Annotated in this window: 15 protein-coding genes and 1 pseudogene; 12 read left to right on the top strand and 4 right to left on the bottom strand. The window is 61.7% G+C overall.

The features are described 5' to 3' along the window. Positions 1 to 11 precede the first annotated feature (11 nt). Entirely contained in the window at positions 12 to 791 is a 780-nt protein-coding gene (locus tag LB541_RS23405) for an alpha/beta fold hydrolase (protein ID WP_181171805.1), read from the bottom strand. A 149-nt stretch (positions 792 to 940) separates the two neighbouring features. Here LB541_RS23405 and LB541_RS23410 point away from each other — a divergent pair, with 149 nt between their 5' ends. From LB541_RS23410 to LB541_RS23425, 4 genes are all read left to right on the top strand, one after another. After that, complete coding sequence (locus LB541_RS23410) at positions 941 to 1663, top strand: GntR family transcriptional regulator (RefSeq protein ID WP_181165366.1); 723 nt, start codon at positions 941 to 943, stop codon at positions 1661 to 1663. Continuing rightward, the gene (locus LB541_RS23415; protein ID WP_140513428.1) at positions 1660 to 2640 is read left to right on the top strand and encodes an aldo/keto reductase; all 981 of its coding nucleotides are present in this window, start codon (positions 1660 to 1662) and stop codon (positions 2638 to 2640) included. Before LB541_RS23410 ends, LB541_RS23415 begins: the two co-directional genes overlap by 4 nt. Positions 2641 to 2721: 81 nt before the next feature. Continuing rightward, a complete protein-coding gene (locus tag LB541_RS23420; protein ID WP_140650383.1) occupies positions 2722 to 3402 on the top strand; it encodes a GntR family transcriptional regulator in 681 nt (226 codons plus the stop codon). Then, entirely contained in the window at positions 3380 to 4306 is a 927-nt protein-coding gene (locus LB541_RS23425; protein WP_140567215.1) for an alpha/beta fold hydrolase, read from the top strand. Before LB541_RS23420 ends, LB541_RS23425 begins: the two co-directional genes overlap by 23 nt. A gap of 92 nt (positions 4307 to 4398) precedes the next feature. Here the strand turns inward: LB541_RS23425 and LB541_RS23430 are convergent. Beyond that, a pseudogene (locus LB541_RS23430) lies at positions 4399 to 4949 on the bottom strand (glycerol-3-phosphate dehydrogenase); the annotation flags it as partial. A gap of 341 nt (positions 4950 to 5290) precedes the next feature. On the opposite strand from LB541_RS23430, the gene LB541_RS23435 reads away from it, so the two are divergent. From LB541_RS23435 to LB541_RS23470, 8 genes are all read left to right on the top strand, one after another. Continuing rightward, positions 5291 to 6109, top strand: a complete 819-nt coding sequence (locus LB541_RS23435; RefSeq protein ID WP_140800931.1) for a metallophosphoesterase family protein — start codon at positions 5291 to 5293, stop codon at positions 6107 to 6109. A gap of 38 nt (positions 6110 to 6147) precedes the next feature. Beyond that, positions 6148 to 7353, top strand: a complete 1206-nt coding sequence (locus tag LB541_RS23440) for an ABC transporter ATP-binding protein (RefSeq protein WP_140525274.1) — start codon at positions 6148 to 6150, stop codon at positions 7351 to 7353. A gap of 2 nt (positions 7354 to 7355) precedes the next feature. Further along, positions 7356 to 8270, top strand: a complete 915-nt coding sequence (locus LB541_RS23445) for a carbohydrate ABC transporter permease (RefSeq protein WP_411908945.1) — start codon at positions 7356 to 7358, stop codon at positions 8268 to 8270. A gap of 29 nt (positions 8271 to 8299) precedes the next feature. Beyond that, on the top strand, positions 8300 to 9160 hold the full coding sequence (locus LB541_RS23450; RefSeq protein WP_140498557.1) for a carbohydrate ABC transporter permease: 861 nt from the start codon (positions 8300 to 8302) through the stop codon (positions 9158 to 9160). 120 nt (positions 9161 to 9280) lie between these two features. Then, the gene (locus tag LB541_RS23455) at positions 9281 to 10555 is read left to right on the top strand and encodes an ABC transporter substrate-binding protein (protein ID WP_140686353.1); all 1275 of its coding nucleotides are present in this window, start codon (positions 9281 to 9283) and stop codon (positions 10553 to 10555) included. 111 nt (positions 10556 to 10666) lie between these two features. Then, a complete protein-coding gene (locus LB541_RS23460; RefSeq protein ID WP_140498512.1) occupies positions 10667 to 11500 on the top strand; it encodes a phosphodiesterase in 834 nt (277 codons plus the stop codon). Next, complete coding sequence (locus LB541_RS23465) at positions 11497 to 12282, top strand: inositol monophosphatase family protein (RefSeq protein ID WP_140561359.1); 786 nt, start codon at positions 11497 to 11499, stop codon at positions 12280 to 12282. The genes LB541_RS23460 and LB541_RS23465 overlap by 4 nt, the downstream gene beginning before the upstream one ends. A 26-nt stretch (positions 12283 to 12308) precedes the next feature. Beyond that, positions 12309 to 12989 (top strand): HAD family hydrolase, encoded by a 681-nt coding sequence (locus LB541_RS23470; protein ID WP_224619710.1) that lies wholly within the window; start codon positions 12309 to 12311, stop codon positions 12987 to 12989. Between the two features lie 241 nt (positions 12990 to 13230). Here LB541_RS23470 and LB541_RS28715 read toward each other — a convergent pair whose 3' ends face one another. Both LB541_RS28715 and LB541_RS23480 read right to left on the bottom strand, forming a co-directional pair. Beyond that, complete coding sequence (locus LB541_RS28715; protein WP_224619724.1) at positions 13231 to 13293, bottom strand: hypothetical protein; 63 nt, start codon at positions 13291 to 13293, stop codon at positions 13231 to 13233. After that, positions 13290 to 15257, bottom strand: a complete 1968-nt coding sequence (locus LB541_RS23480; protein WP_140818762.1) for an AI-2E family transporter — start codon at positions 15255 to 15257, stop codon at positions 13290 to 13292. The genes LB541_RS28715 and LB541_RS23480 overlap by 4 nt, the downstream gene beginning before the upstream one ends. Between the last annotated feature and the right edge of the window lie 44 nt (positions 15258 to 15301).

Below are 15301 nucleotides of genomic sequence, written 5' to 3' on the forward strand. Positions count from 1 at the left end.
TCCCTTCATTTTCAGCGTGGACGCAAAAGGAACTCGCGGACATGGTCGGACACCAGCTTGGATGCCTCGACCAGGACGCTGTGCTTCAGGCCGGCCAGAATGCGTAATTCCGAATCGGGGATCAGCCGGTGCATCGTCTCGGCCATCCGGACATTCGACCCCTGATCGAATTCGCCCGTCATCACCAGCGTTGGCTGTCTGATCTCGGGAAGCCGATCCACCAGTTCGGTAAGGCCGAACACCCGATACGCCTCCAGGTAAGACGGCACGTGGACAGCCTTGAGCTCGGCAATTCGCCGCTCGATCACATCGGGATGGCGCTCGGCGAATTCCTTGGTGAACCAGCGGTCGTGCGCAGCACCAACTACTGCGTCCATACCGCCGTCGCGGATCATCTGCAGGCGCGCCACAACCTTCTCACGTTCGGCGGGGGTGCGCCCCGCAACTGCGGAAAGAAGCACGACGCGCTCAAACCGGTCCGAATAGGAACAGGCCAGTTCTTGCGCGATCAAGCCCCCCAATGAAAAGCCGACCAGATGGGCTTTGCGCACGCCGGCGTCGTCCATCACCCGAACGATATCGGCGGCAAACTTCTCGACGGAATATTCCGAATCGATGTGCGCGGACTGACCATGACCGCGCAGGTCGGAGCGAATAATGTCGAAGCTGCCCTCCAATTGGAGGCTGACGTCGTCCCAGCTTTGCAGGTTGGCGCCGACACCGTGCACCAGCACGAGAGGATGGCCCTTACCGCTTCTCTCATAGGCGATGAGATCGTCTTTGGTGCGCATCGGCGCCATCCCAGGTCCCTCGTTCGAACTCGATTTTTTTGGTATACCGACAGACAGGCATATGGTCAACCGTATTTGAATCGGCTACTTGTGATGAAAGAGTCGAACGCGTAGCTGTCATGGAAGGAACGACGGGAGAGGACGCCGCGATGCATGAATGGACGGACTGGTCGATTGCGGATTCGCCGACATTGCGCGAGCAGACCGTTGTCACGCTGCGCGAGGCGTTGTTCAACGAAGTGTTCAAGCCGGGTGACAAGCTGGTGGAACGGAAGCTCGCCGAGCAGACCGGCGTAAGCCGCACAAGCATTCGGGAAGCGCTGAGCCAGCTTGAGTCCGAAGGGCTTGTGACTCGGGTAGCCGGCAAGGGCATGTTCGTGACCCGCTTGTCGGAACGGGAAGTCCGGCAGATCTACGAGGCCCGCGCAATCCTGGAATCGGCCATGGCGCGCCTGTTTGTCGAACGGGCCAGCCAGGAACAAATGGACGAATTGGCGCGGCGTATTTCGGAAGCAGGCGAAACCGACACCTCCGAGCTTGCCAGGCAGCATGCTGAGAAGCTCGACGCGGTGTGGGACATCATCATGCAAGGCGCAGGCAACGACATCACCAGGCAAATGACCTTTCTCCTGCATGGCCGCGTCACCTATCTGCGCACCGTCACCACCCGCGTCGCCTCGGCTGAACGGCGCAGGAATACGATGGCCTTGCTCCACGGCATTTTCGACGCGCTGCGCGCGCGCGATGCCGACCTCGCCGAAAAGCTCACGCGCGGGTATGTCGAAAGATCCGCGGCTTTCGCGCTGTCGCTGCTGCGGGACTCCGGGCAGAACGCCAAATCCTCATCACGCAAGCAACGGATCGACACATGAACTATGTCAGGCTCGGCAAGAGCAATCTGAAGGTATCCCGGCTATGCCTCGGCGCGATGGGATTCGGATCCGCGGGATGGCGGGCCTGGGTGCTCGATGAGAAGGCGTCGGCGCCGATCGTTGCGCGCGCCCTCGACCACGGCATCAACTTCTTCGACACCTGCGACTTCTATTCGGCTGGCGAGAGTGAACGCATTCTCGGCCAGATACTCGTTCTCAAGCAGCCGCGCGACAGCTTCGTCATCGCCACCAAGGCGGGAAACCCGATGGCCGCGCATTGCAACGGCCGCGGCTACTCCAGAAAGCACCTGTTCAAGGCAATCGACGATTCGTTGGTCCGCCTTGGAACCGATCACGTGGACCTCTTCCAGACGCATATCTGGGACAAGGACACCGACCTCGACGAACTGGTCGATGCCATGGCGGATATCGTGCGCGCCGGAAAGGCGCTCTATGTAGGCGTCACGACGATGCCCGGCTGGACACTCGCAAAATGCCGTGCGGCTGCCAGCGCACGCGACCTTCCGGCATTCATCTCGATGCAATGCGAATACAATCCCGCTCACCGGGAGTGCGAGCGGGAACTGCTTGCCTACTGCCGCCACGATGATGTTGCCCTGATACCGTTCAGCCCGATCGCGCGCGGCTTCCTTGCCGCGGATCGCCGCAATCCCGGCCAGCAGACGGCGCGCACGAAAAGCGACGACTATACGCAGAAATATTACCACCGCGACGGCGACCACGCCGTGCGCGAAGCCGTCGCTGCCGTTGCCGCCGACATCGGAAAGACACCGGCGCAGGTGGCTCTCGCCTGGACATTGGCGCGCCCCGGCATTACCGCGCCCATCTTCGGAGCGACCTCGACAGACCATGTCGACGAGGCAGTCGCGGCATTGGACATAGTGCTTACCTCCGAACATATCGACCGCATCGACGGGGCCTACGAGCCACGGCCGCTGAACGCCTCAGGCCACTGAATGAAGCACAATGCTTGCGGTAAGCTGATATGCTTGTGAAATTGCACTCGTTCGCGCACGTTTCAAAGGAGCAAATCCGCCGTGTATGATCTGCGAGTCCATGCTCCGCCGCGCCTGTACACGCAGGTGGCCGATACCATCCGCAACGCCATCGTCGTCGGAGAACTGGGGCCGGGAGAGCGGCTGGTGGAGCGCACGCTTTGCGAGCGCATGGGCGTTTCGCGGACGTCGCTCAGGGAAGCGATGCGCGAGCTCGAGAACGAGGGCCTTGTCACGAACCTGCCCAACCGGGGGCTTATCGTCTCTGTCGTCGATCCCAAGATCGCGAAGGACATTTTTGATCTTCGCGAGGCGCTGGAGGCGCTTGTATGCAGGTTGTTTTGCGAGAATGCGACTGACGATCATATCACGCGTTGTCGGGGCGTGTATGACGAGTTGATGGAAACCTATCGCGTCGGTGTGGCGCGCGAAATGATAGCTGCAAAGACTAGATTCTACGACGTCTTGGTAGCGGGCGCGAACAATTCCGAGGCGGAACGGATGCTTCGCAGCATCCATATGCGGGCCTCACAGTTGCGCATGATTTCTCTTTCCGATGCAGAGCGGCGAAAGGCATCTCAGGAAGAGCTGGCAGCCCTGCTCGACGCCCTTGTGAATCGCAGGGCATCGGATGCCGAGCGGCTTGCAAAAAAGCATGTACGCAAAGCCGCCCAGTTCGCGCTCGGGATGATCGAACAGCTTGAAAACCAATCCGTCAGCTGATCGGCGGCGCTTGAAAGCGCGAGACGCCGCCCGTCCGCCGCTACCCGCGGCGACGGTGAAGGAGAATTATGTCGTGGCGGGCGGCATCCGTACGCGCTATTTCGAAGCTGGCAGCGGACCGGCCGTGATCCTGCTGCACGGCTCGTCACTGGCGATCGATGCCTGGTCCACCTGGCACAACACCATCCCGGCACTCGCGCATGACTTCCGGGTGCTGGCGCCCGATCTGGTCGGCTTCGGTCTCTCGGATGCGCCGGTGGACGGGAAACACGTTCCCCGCCTCGAAAGGCGGCATCACGTTTCAGCCTTCATCGAAGCGCTCGGCGTCACCCGATGCGCGCTCGTCGGCCATTCCGAAGGCGGTTTCATCGCGGCAATGCTCGCCGTTGAAAAGCCAGGTCTGGTCGATAAGGTGGTCGTCGTGAGCAGCGGTGCGACCTCCCCGCGCCTCGGCGGAAATGAGGACCACGCTTGGCAGGCAGCAGCGGCAGCAGCGTATAATGTGCTCGAGGGATGCGACACCGAGGAAGACTTTCTGCGAACCAATGCGAGGCTAAGCACGAAGAATCCGCCGGAGTTCGTGGAGCTGCTAAAAAAGAACTACCGCCTGGCCTGCGAGTCCGGTCAGTTGGAGCGCTTCAAGCAGGCTGCCCGGAAAAAGGACGACACCGAATATACCCAGATCCAGGAGGACCATCTCCTTCCGCATTTGCCCACCATGCAGGCCAAGCTGTTCATAGCCTGGTCAGGCTGCGACGAAACCGTGCCGGTGGCGCGCGGCATCAAGCTGCTGGAACGCGCGCCGCAAGCCGACATGCACATTTTCGCCAATGCCGCTCACATGGTCATGATCGATCGCCCACGCGAATTCAATGGAGTTGTCCGGGACTGGCTTGGCAGCTAGCGCCGGTCAAACCGTCCAGCTTATGACCCACAGCAAGTCGTCCCAAGAGGCCCGCCATGCCGCGGGAGGATGTCCTCGGGCGTGCGCCCTCACTCCCTCGCCACCAGGTAACGCGCTTCCGAGTCATAGAGCAGCCCGCCATAGTGCTGCCCGAGGTCGGACATGCCAGCCGTGGCGCCCACCACCTCCTGACCGCGTGCCGTAGAGCCGCCGGTAATGATGAACGAGGGCGCGCGGCATCCACGGCCATGTTTCGCATAATCCGTTGACGGAAGGCTCAAAGTCCGCGTTCGGCATGTTGCCGCCCGGCAGCGGCACACTCGCGGTCCAGTCGCCCCCCATCTGCGGAAAGATATGTTCGAGGCGATGGGCCGCGCTAGGCCAATTTCCGGAAGGTCGTGATCTTGCCGCCGAAGACATTGAACAGTGGCGCGCCCCCGGTCTCGTCAACGTCGAAGACGTAGTCGCGCGTAACCGCCGAAGGGTTCCCATTGCCGTCGTCGAACAACAGCCGCACGCCCCAGAACGCATACAGCAAGTCCTGGGGCGCAGCTTCTCTTTTGAAGTAGCGGTTCACGGCCGCGCTCAAATACTCGATCTCGGTCTGGTCGATCTGCACCGCTTCGGCAGCACCCTCATAGGCGCGGCAATTAGAGGTGCGGCTACGGTCGCGATTTTTATCTTGATATTTTTATCAAGCTGTGAAATTTTTTTCAATTAAATGCTGGAGGAAGTTTTCCGCACCTCAGAATGCCCTGACAATGGGCATCGGACGGAGAACACGATGGGAGGTTCAATATGCCGGTCCAAGCCGTTTCAACCGAGTGAGCCTTTCCTGCGGGAGACGCCGCGTCCTGGACCTAAAAATCCGACGTCGTCGTCACACCTTCACAGGCAGGGGAAAGAATGCGTCCGCCTTCAGGCGCTTCTTTCGACACGACGAGATCAACACCGCAAGACGCGGCAAAGGTTCCAGAACGTCCGATGACGCGAATAGTGCAGATTTCCGATACCCATCTCAGCCCTGGTAAGCGGCATTTCCTTGCCAACAGCCAGCCGCTCCTCGACTGGCTGAAGGAAAGCGATGCCGACCTCGTTATCCATACAGGCGACGTCACCGTGGATGGCGCCGATGTCGAGGAGGACATGCGCTATTGCGCCGAGATGATGGACTCCATCGGACTGCCCTATCTCGCCGTGCCGGGCAATCACGACGTGGGCGAGCCCAAGCATCTCTATCAGCCAGTCAACGCAGAACGCCTGGCCCGCTGGCGACGTCATTTCGGGCCGGACTGGTGGCATCGCGACATCGAGGGCTGGCGCCTGATCGGACTCGATTCGATGCTGTTCGGCAGCGACGAGCCGGCCGAAACGGAGCAGATCGCGTGGCTGGAAAACGCCATGCGCGAAGCGTCCGGGCGCCGGATCGGCTGGTTCACCCATCGCCCGCTCTTCATCGGCGAGCCGACCGAAGGCGACGTTGGATACTGGGCGCCCACTCCCGAGCCTCGCGCGCAACTGCTCGACATGGTGCGCCGCTACGACGTGGCCTTCGTGGCCAGCGGCCACCTGCACAAACTCTACGATCGTCAACTCGGCGGCGTCCGGTACCTGTGGGGGCCGTCGTCCGGCTTCCTCGTCGAGGCGCACTTGCAGCCGGAAGGGATGGCCGGAGAAGCCACCTTGGGCGTGCTCGTCTACGACTTTTCCGGGTCCGATTTCACCGTGCGGCCTCATGAAATTCCGGGCCTCACACCCTTTTTCATCGGTGATGTCGTGCATGAGGTCTATCCACCGAGATAGCGCCTCTACCCAATTGTTCGCGAAACGGAGCAACCCCAGTGGCTGCAGTGGAAATAAAGAACCTTTCGAAGTCCTTCGGGCCCCACCGGGTTCTCAAAGACATCAACCTGTCCATCAACGATGGCGAGTTCCTGACGCTTGTCGGCCCCTCCGGCTGCGGAAAATCGACGCTCATCCGCATCATCGCCGGCCTCGAGCCGCAAACCTCGGGCTCGATCCTCGTCGATGGCGCGCCGATCGATCATCTGAGGCCGCATGAGCGGCGCATCGCCATGGTGTTCCAGAGCTACGCGCTCTACCCGCACATGTCCGTCTTCAACAACATGGCGCTGCCCCTGACGATGACCGGGCTTAGCCTCTACGAGCGCCTGCCGCTCGTCCGCCTACTCTCGTCCCGGCGCCGCAAGGTGATGCAGGAGATCGGCAAGCAGGTCAGGGGCATCGCGGCGCAACTTCAGATTGAACCTCTTTTAGAGCGCAAGCCCGCCCAGCTCTCCGGCGGCCAGCGTCAGCGCGTCGCGCTCGGTCGCGCCATGGTGCGCCAGCCCGCCGCTTTCCTGATGGACGAGCCACTTTCTAACCTCGACGCCAAGCTGCGCGTCCACATGCGTAGCGAGCTGGCCGAGCTTCACCAGAGACTCGGCGCGACATTCGTCTACGTCACGCACGACCAGGTCGAGGCGATGACTATGTCAAGCCGGGTCGCCATGATGGAAGGCGGAGACATCCTTCAACTCGGCACGCCCGACGAACTCTACGACAGGCCGGCCAACGTCCAGGTCGCCCAGTTCATCGGCAGCCCGACGATCAACCTGATTCCCGTGACGGTGGGGGTCGGTGGGCGGCTGGAATTGCTCGGAAAGCCTCTGCCGATCGGCACCGCCCTCCCCGCCGGAGAGAAAGCGACGATCGGCGTCCGCCCGGAAATGATCCTGCCCGGCGCGGTCTCGGGCCAGTCGGCGGACCAGGTCCCGCTTCCGGCGAAGCTGCGGCGCAGCGAGCATCTCGGCTCCGAGAAGATCCTGCATTTCGATGTTCCCTCGCTCCCTGGGATCTTGGTGACCTCGCGCATAGGCGCGGGCGTGCCGGACGGTGAGGTCGAGAACACCGAACTCTTGTTCCATCCCTCGGCCTGCCATGTCTTCGATGCCGCCGGAAACCGCGTGGAACCCCAAGTTTCCCAAGACGCGGCCACCGCCGCCAAGGGAAAGCTGCGCCTCGCAGAGGGAGCGCGCGCATCATGAGCCTGACCGCGGTACCCGCTCCGCCCGCCCGGCCCGGTGCCCGGCAGGCCTTCATCGAGAGGCTGGTCGCCGGCGGCTTCGCGCTGCCTGCCCTGCTTTTGCTGGTGCTGACGATTCTCGTGCCGCTCGGCGTGCTCGGTTATCTCAGTTTCACCGACTACGAGCTCGGCGAGGTCGATGTCCATTATGTCGGCCTGCAAAACATCACCGACGCGCTGACCGATCCGGAATTCCGCCGCGCACTCAAGAACACGCTCGTCTACGTCGCGATCGTCCTGCCCGGCTCGGTGATCCTGTCGCTGCTCGTCGCCGTCCTCGTTCACCGCCGCAAGCGCACCCGCTCACTCTACGAAATCATCTACTTCCTGCCTGTGACCTCGACCTTCATCGCCATGGCGACCGTGTGGCAGTTCCTGCTGCACCCCAGCCTCGGCCCGGTGAGCGCGGTGCTGCGCTGGCTCGGCATCGGCGAGGTCGCCTTCCTGAGCAATCCCTCGCTGGCGCTGCCGACGCTTGCCGTGATCGGCATCTGGCAACTGGTCGGCTTCAATATGATCCTGTTCCTGGCCGGCCTCTCGACCATTCCAAAGGACCTCTACGAAGCCGCCGAGATCGACGGCTGCGGCGGCGAAATCGACCGCTTCCTGACGATCACGTGGCCGCTGCTGGGACCGACGACTATGTTCGTCATCGTCACCAGTTCGATCACCGCCTTCAAGGTGTTCGACACGGTGGCGGTGCTGACCCATGGCGGTCCGGTGGGATCGACCGAGGTCCTGCTCTACAAAGTCTACCTCGAAGGCTTCCAGTACTTCCGCATGGCGTATGCGTCGGTCCTCACCTTCATCTTCCTCATTTTCATTCTGGTCTTCTCGATCCTCCAGACCGTCGTCATGGACCGCAGGGTGCATTACTGATGACCGACACAACCATCACTGCTCCCGCGATGGGGGGCACAACAACCACACCAGCTGGCTCCGCCGGCCGACGCTTCGCCTCTCTGTTCATCACTCACGGCATCCTGATCACCGGCGCGGCGTTCATTCTCCTGCCTTTCCTGTGGATGCTGGTGACCTCGATCAAGCCGCCGGAAGAGGTGTTCAACGCCCAGCTCAGGATCTGGCCGAAGCATTTCTACGGCTTCGAGAATTATGCGATGGCGCTGACCAGCGCGCCGCTGCTGCGCTTCGCTCTCAACGGCGTCATAGTGTGCGGCGGCATCCTCATCATCCAGCTTCTGGTCGCCATCCCATGCGCCTACGCGTTGGCCAAGCTGAAGTTCCCGGGCCGCAACCTGCTTTTCGTCCTCGTCCTGCTCGGCCTATGCGTGCCCGAACAGGTGCCGGCGCTGCCGATCTACATCGCGCTGGCGAAGATGGACCTGCTGAATACCTATTTCGCCATGATGGTGCCCTTCTTCCTCTCAGTCTTCGCGATCTTCCTGTTCAGGCAGTTTTTCCGTTCCTTCCCCGACGACATCATTCATGCCGCGCGGCTCGACGGGATGAGCGAGTTCGAGATCGTGTGGCGCATCGTCACGCCCAGCGCCATGCCGGCGATCGCCGCCTTCGCGGTGTTTTCCTTCGTCGCGCACTGGAACGACCTCTACTGGCCGCTAATCGTCATATCCGACGTCAACCTGGCGCCGCCGCCGCTCGGCATGATGTTCTTCTCGGACGCCGAAGCCGGCACCAACTACGGCGCACTGACGGCCGCCGCGACCATCCTGACCGCGCCTCTGCTGCTCGCGTTCCTGTTCGCACGCCGCCGCTTCATCGAGGGCGTCACGATGACCGGCGTGAAATAAAACTGACAACTGGCGCGGCTAGAAGCCCGGTCGCGCCGTTCCCCCACACCTTTTGCGGGGCAAGGCGGCATCATCGCCTCAAGAGCATCGGGCAAATCGCATAACCGGAGGAAAGCCTTAATGAAATTCCTGTCAAAGATCATCGCGGCCTCGGCCGTATTGCTGGGAGCGGCGTCGACAGCGCTGGCCCAGTCTCCCGTGACGCTCGACGTCTACTACGCATTCCCGGCCTTCGCGAAGTTCCATGAGCCGCTGGCCGCGGAATTCATGAAGGAACATCCCGACATCAAGATCCAGTTCCGCGCGCCGGCGGCCAGCTACGACGAAGGCCACCAAGCCATGCTGCGGGCCTCCATCACCAACAACCTGCCCGACGTCTATTATTCGGGCTATCACGTCCTGCATGAATTGGTCGGCAAGCTGAAGGCGCGCAACCAGATATTGGACCTCGGCACGATGATGGACGCTGAGTCGAAGGAATGGCGCGACGCCAACTACGCCGACAACATTCTCGACCTCGGCCGGGTGGACGGCAAGCTCTACGGACTGGCCTTCAACGCTTCCATGCCGATCATGTTCTACAATGCCGACCTGGTTAAAAAGGCCGGCGGCGATCCCGACAACATGCCTACCGACTGGCCGGGCATTATGGAACTCGCCAAGAAGATCAAGGCCACCGGTTCCGGCATCGCCGGCCTCGCCTACAATATTCATGACTGGCCCGACGAATGGCTCTGGGACGCCATGTTGATGCAAGGTGGGGGCGAGCTGACCAAGGACGGCAAAGTGGCCTTCGGCGACGAGCACGGCCTGAAGGCGCTGGAATATTTCCGCAGCTTCGTCACCGATGCCGGCATGCCGTTGATCGACTGGGATCAGTCGCGCCAGGCCTTTATCGCCGGCCAGATTGGCATCTTCTTCGATACGCCTGCCCGTCTCAGCCAGGATACCGAACTGATCGGCGACCGATTCAAGCTGCGTACCGCGGTCTTCCCGGTCGACGACAAGGAAAAGGGTGGCCTGCCCACAGGCGGCAACGCGGCGGTGATCACTGCCTCCGACCCGGCAAAGCAGAAGGCGGCCTGGGAATTCCTTAAATTCGTCACCGGCCCCAGGGCGCAGGAGCAGGTCGTGAAGATGAGCGGCTACCTCCCGACCAACAAGGCCGCCACCGGGACCGACTATCTCGGCCCGTTCTACGAAGCGAACCCGAATTACGCCACCGTTGCCAAGCAGATGGCACTGTCGCGCCCGTGGCCCGGCTATTCGGCGGGCAACACGGTCCGCATCTGGCGCACCCAGCGCGAGATCATCAGCAAGGTCATGAGCGGCGACGTATCCATCAAGGACGGGCTCGACAGCCTCGTCTCCGAAACACAGGCACTCATGAAATAAGTCGCCATGCCACGCGCGCCGGCCGGCTTCGGCTGGCGCGCCCTTTTTAAGGTGGCGCCGATGTGGCGCCCTTCTTGTGTCAGCCCTCCCTTCACACTGCCGGACCTCCCGATGCTCATTGCACAGATCAGCGATTTTCATATCCGACCCGACGGCCAGATGGCCTATGAGGGTCTCCAGACCAACACCATGACTCGTCGCGCCATCGCGACCGTCGCCGCGCTCGATCCGGCGCCCGATTGCGTCCTCGTCACCGGCGATCTCGCCGATTGCGGTCGCCCGGAAGAGTATGCGCTGGTCGCCGACATGCTGTCGGCCCTGCCCATGCCCGTCTTCGTCATTCCTGGCAACCACGACCGGCGTGAGACAATGCGCGAGGTGATGGCGCCGAAATTCCCCTATCTGAGCCAGTCGCCGGATTTCCTGCATTATACGATCGAGGACCTTCCGGTCCGCCTTATCGGGCTGGACACGGTGCAGCCGGGCGAGGACGGTGGTGCGATCTGCGAGCGGCGCGAAGCCTGGCTCGGTGAGCGTCTCGCCGAGGGCGACGGCCGCCCGACCTTCGTCTTCATGCACCATCCGCCCTTTCCCGTCGGCGTGCACGGCATGGACATCATGATGTGCGTCGTCGGCGACGGCTTCCGCGACATGATCAGGTCCCACGCCGAAATTGAGCGGGTGGCCTGCGGGCACTATCACCGGCCCATCACCACGCGCTTTGCCGGCACGGTCGGCTTCGTCGCGCCGGGCGTCGCGCACCAGGTCGCGCTCGATCTTCGTCCGGGCGAGCCCAATCGCTTCATCTTCGAACCGCCGGCTTTCGCCCTGCACGCCTGGTCGCCGCAGACCGGTATCGTTTCGCACGTCGTCCCGATCGGCGATTTTGGCCCCGCCCACGATTTCATCACCGATGTCGACTACCCCGGGAAAAACGAAACATGAGCGACTACCGTCAAATCCTGAAAGACGCCGATGCCGTCGCACGCAAGGCAGCCGCGACGTTGATGTCGATGCGCGAGGAGCGCCTCGACGTCACTCGCAAGGAAGGGCTGGACATTGTCACCGCCGCCGATCTCGCTTCGGAGCGCATTGTCATCGACGGGCTGCGCGCGCTTACGCCGCAAGCTTCCATCCTGTCGGAAGAAGCCGGCACGACGGGAATCTTGGGCGAAAGCCGCTGGATCGTCGACCCGCTCGACGGCACGATAAACTACGCGTCCGGCCTGCCGTGGTTCTCCGTCACCATGGCCTATCAGGAGCAGGGTGCGACGAAGGTCGGCCTGACCGTCGCGCCCGCCGCCGGCTTCGAGGCGCACTACACCTGCGAGGGGATCGCGACCGTCAACGGCAAGACGGCCAATGTGTCGACAACTGCAAGACTGGCCGATGCGGTCATTGCCGTCGTGCTGACGTCGCACTTTTCGGCCGAGGAGGTGGCGCGCACCGCAGAGATCGTGCGGCGGCTCGGCGTCGGCGCGCGCGGCGTGCGCGTTATCGTCTCAGGGGCCTTTGAATATTCGATGGTCGCCGCCGGCCAGCTCGATGCGGCGGTTTCGATCAAGGCCGACGTCGTGTCCTACGCGGCTGCCATGCCGCTGCTACGCGCAGCAGGAGGCAAGGTCACCACGCTTTCAGGTGTCGACTCCACAGACGAGGACACGCAGAAGGTCGGCTCGAACGGGCTCATTCACGACGAACTTCTTGAAGCGCTACGCGGCCTGTGACACCTGGCGCGCAAACCGGAGCGAGCATGCAAGACACATTGATCATATTCGACTGCGACGGCGTGCTGGTCGACAGCGAACCGCTGGCGGCGCTTGCCTACGGGCGGGTCTATTCGAAACACGGCATGGAACTCGACCCGCAGGCGGTCCTGCAATGCGTCGGCATGAAGCAGACCGACATCCTGGAGCGCATCAGGCTCACGACCGGCCATCGTCTTGAGGAGCATCAGACCACGGATTTATGGGACGAGGTGAAAGCGCTCTTCACCGAAAGTCTGCAGCCGATGGCGGGCCTGAAGCCCTTCCTTGAACAGCTGTCCAATCCCCGCTGCGTCGCCTCATCCTCCTCGCTGGAACGGATACATCACAGCCTTTCGGTCACAGGGCTCGCGAGATTCTTCGGCGAGAACATATTCTCATCGTCAATGGTCGCGCGCGGGAAGCCCGCCCCCGACATCTTCCTGTTCGCCGCGGATCAGATGAGCATCGAACCGAAGCACTGCGCGGTTGTCGAGGACTCGCCTTTCGGCGTGCAGGGCGCAGTCGCCGCCGGCATGACGGCGATCGGCTTCATCGGCGGCGGCCACACCTATCCGGGGCATACCGAGAAACTGCGCGTGGCCGGCGCCCGAACCATCTGCGCCGACTGGGACGAAGTCGCGCGCGAACTCGTTTCTCTGGAGTTGATCGCACCCGTCTCCGTTTAGATTTCAGGCCCAGCGAAAGCCGGGCAGCAGATAATCCGGCACCGCCCTTCCTGCTCGAACACCGTCGAAAGCGCGCGTCGTCGAATGTAACAGATAGGTAGGATTCCGTAATTGGGGCCGGAACAAGAGCTGTTTCAGAATCTGCTTAAGGTCGAACGGAGAGCGAACACCCGGATGTTCGCTGTGGATGCGCGATTGCTAGCGAACTTTCGAAACTACCTGCCGGTGCCAGAGGTACCGCTCACATGATCATTATCAGGTAGCCGAAGTTGGTCCAAAAAGAGGCCGTGCCGTTGACGATCACCGCACCGGCTGAGCCAACGAATCGTCCAATTGCACCGTCGCCGCCACGCCCTGACGAGCGCGAGGCCGCCTTAGATTTCTTTGCTTTCTCTTTTTCACTTGACGCGGTTCTTCGTTTGAAAGCGCACCCGTCACGCAGTCGACCACGTTGAACGCAACAAAGTCCGCTTCCAATTGCTCGGCGAGGCCCGCCGCATCCTCCCTGGGCTTGTCATGGGTGTCGTGCCAGAGCGCGATTCCGATGCGTGCATGCGGTGCGAGTCGCCTCAAGCGCCTCACGACGAACACCGCGTGTTTGAACGAATCGCGGTTGAGGAAGCCCACGACGACTGCGTCGCGAGCTTCAAGCGGAAGTTTCCGGATCCGCGCGGGGAGGAGGTCACGGTGGCTCGCGGCCGCGCAATCCGCACCCTCGATCGAAATGACCTGCGCGAGCATCGCAGCGGCTACATCGTCGAGGTCTCCGCGCCCGCCGATACACAGCACTGACTTCCCAGCACCATCCGGGAGATCAGGCGCAAACTCGGCTTGATCCTCATCCTCTTCGCCCGGATCTGCGCTCGCGCCTTCTTTTTCCGCGTGCTCTTCTTCTTCCTCTTCTTCTTCCTCCGCGGCGATCTCGTTGAGATTGGCCACCAGGGTGCGGGCGTTTTCGGCAAGGTTCGCCAACTGACTTGCCGTTAGCGCGCCCCGAGCCCGATCCTGTTCACCAAGCAGCAACGCCGGAATGGCAACCGTGCTGTGGAACTCGATCAGGTATTTCTCCTCGAGCATTTCTTCCGCGTTGTCGGTGGCTTCGTCGATATCGTCGGCAAGAAGCCGCTGGTACAGACGCTCCTTCGGGTCAAGCACCGGCTCATCGCCAAACAGGATCTGCAGGAATTCGAATTGGGGCACGTGCCGTCCAAGCACGACAAGGCAGACGGTCAACGGCGTCGACAGCACCAAGCCGACCGGGCCCCATAGCCAGGCCCAGAAAACGGCGGCTACGATGATCGCCAGCGGCGAGAGGCCCGTGTGCGAGCCGTAAAGCCAGGGCTCGACGATGTTGCTGATTACGAGCTCTGCCAAGATGAAGAGAGCGCCAGTCCATACCAGTAAGCTCCAGCCGGGAGCCACTGCGAAGGCAAGAAACAAAGGTATCACCGCCGCGATAACCGGACCGATAAAGGGTACGAAACGCAAGACAACGGCCAACATGCCCCATAGCAGGGCATTGGGAATGCCAAGAAACCAAAGACCTATCGCAAGGGGCACGCCGTAGACGATGTTCACGACCAATTGCATGAGCAGATATTGTCCGACGCGACTGCCTGCATCCTGCAATGCCTGGGTCGTGCGATGGAGATCGCTGTAGCCCACAAGGCGGATGAATCGATCCCGCAATTCTTCACGCTCGAGCAGCATGAAAATCACCACGATGATGACAAGGCCGGTCGTGGCGAGTGGTCCGATCAGCGGCTCGATGATGTTCCTCAGCGTCTCTATCGGACGCTGGGGCGAGAATATCTGAACCAGAAGCGGATCCTGCTGCTTCGTGGTTTGCTCCACATCTGCCTGCCCGCTGGATTGGGATTTGTTTATCTCAGTGTTGACGCGCTCGAACACCTTGCCGAGCCGGCTGATAAGGCCGTCTTCGGATCCTGTTTCTTTCAAAGTCCGAATCTTCTCGAGGATGTTGGATTGGTATGTCGGAATGTCCTGCGCGACCTGGCTCACCTGCGTGGCAACGATCAGGCTGAACAGCGACACGAGGACGAAGGCCGATGCAACCGCGCCAAGCACAGCGATCATTCGCGGCAGCTTCAACTTTCGGAGCAAAGAAACAATCGGCGCCAACGCAAATGTGAGAAGGACCGCTATTGCCAATGGCAGCAGGACCTCCTTGGCGACGTAAAGAATGGCGACGGTAGCAATCATCGCCACGACGGTTGCCAACTTCGATGTCATAAAAGCAGGGGGCATGATGGGACCTATCTGCAATCTCGCGATTTAGAGGACGGCCATGG

It is taken from the genome of Mesorhizobium sp. BR1-1-15 (assembly GCF_020165475.1).
In the GTDB taxonomy this organism is placed as follows: Bacteria; Pseudomonadota; Alphaproteobacteria; order Rhizobiales; family Rhizobiaceae; genus Mesorhizobium.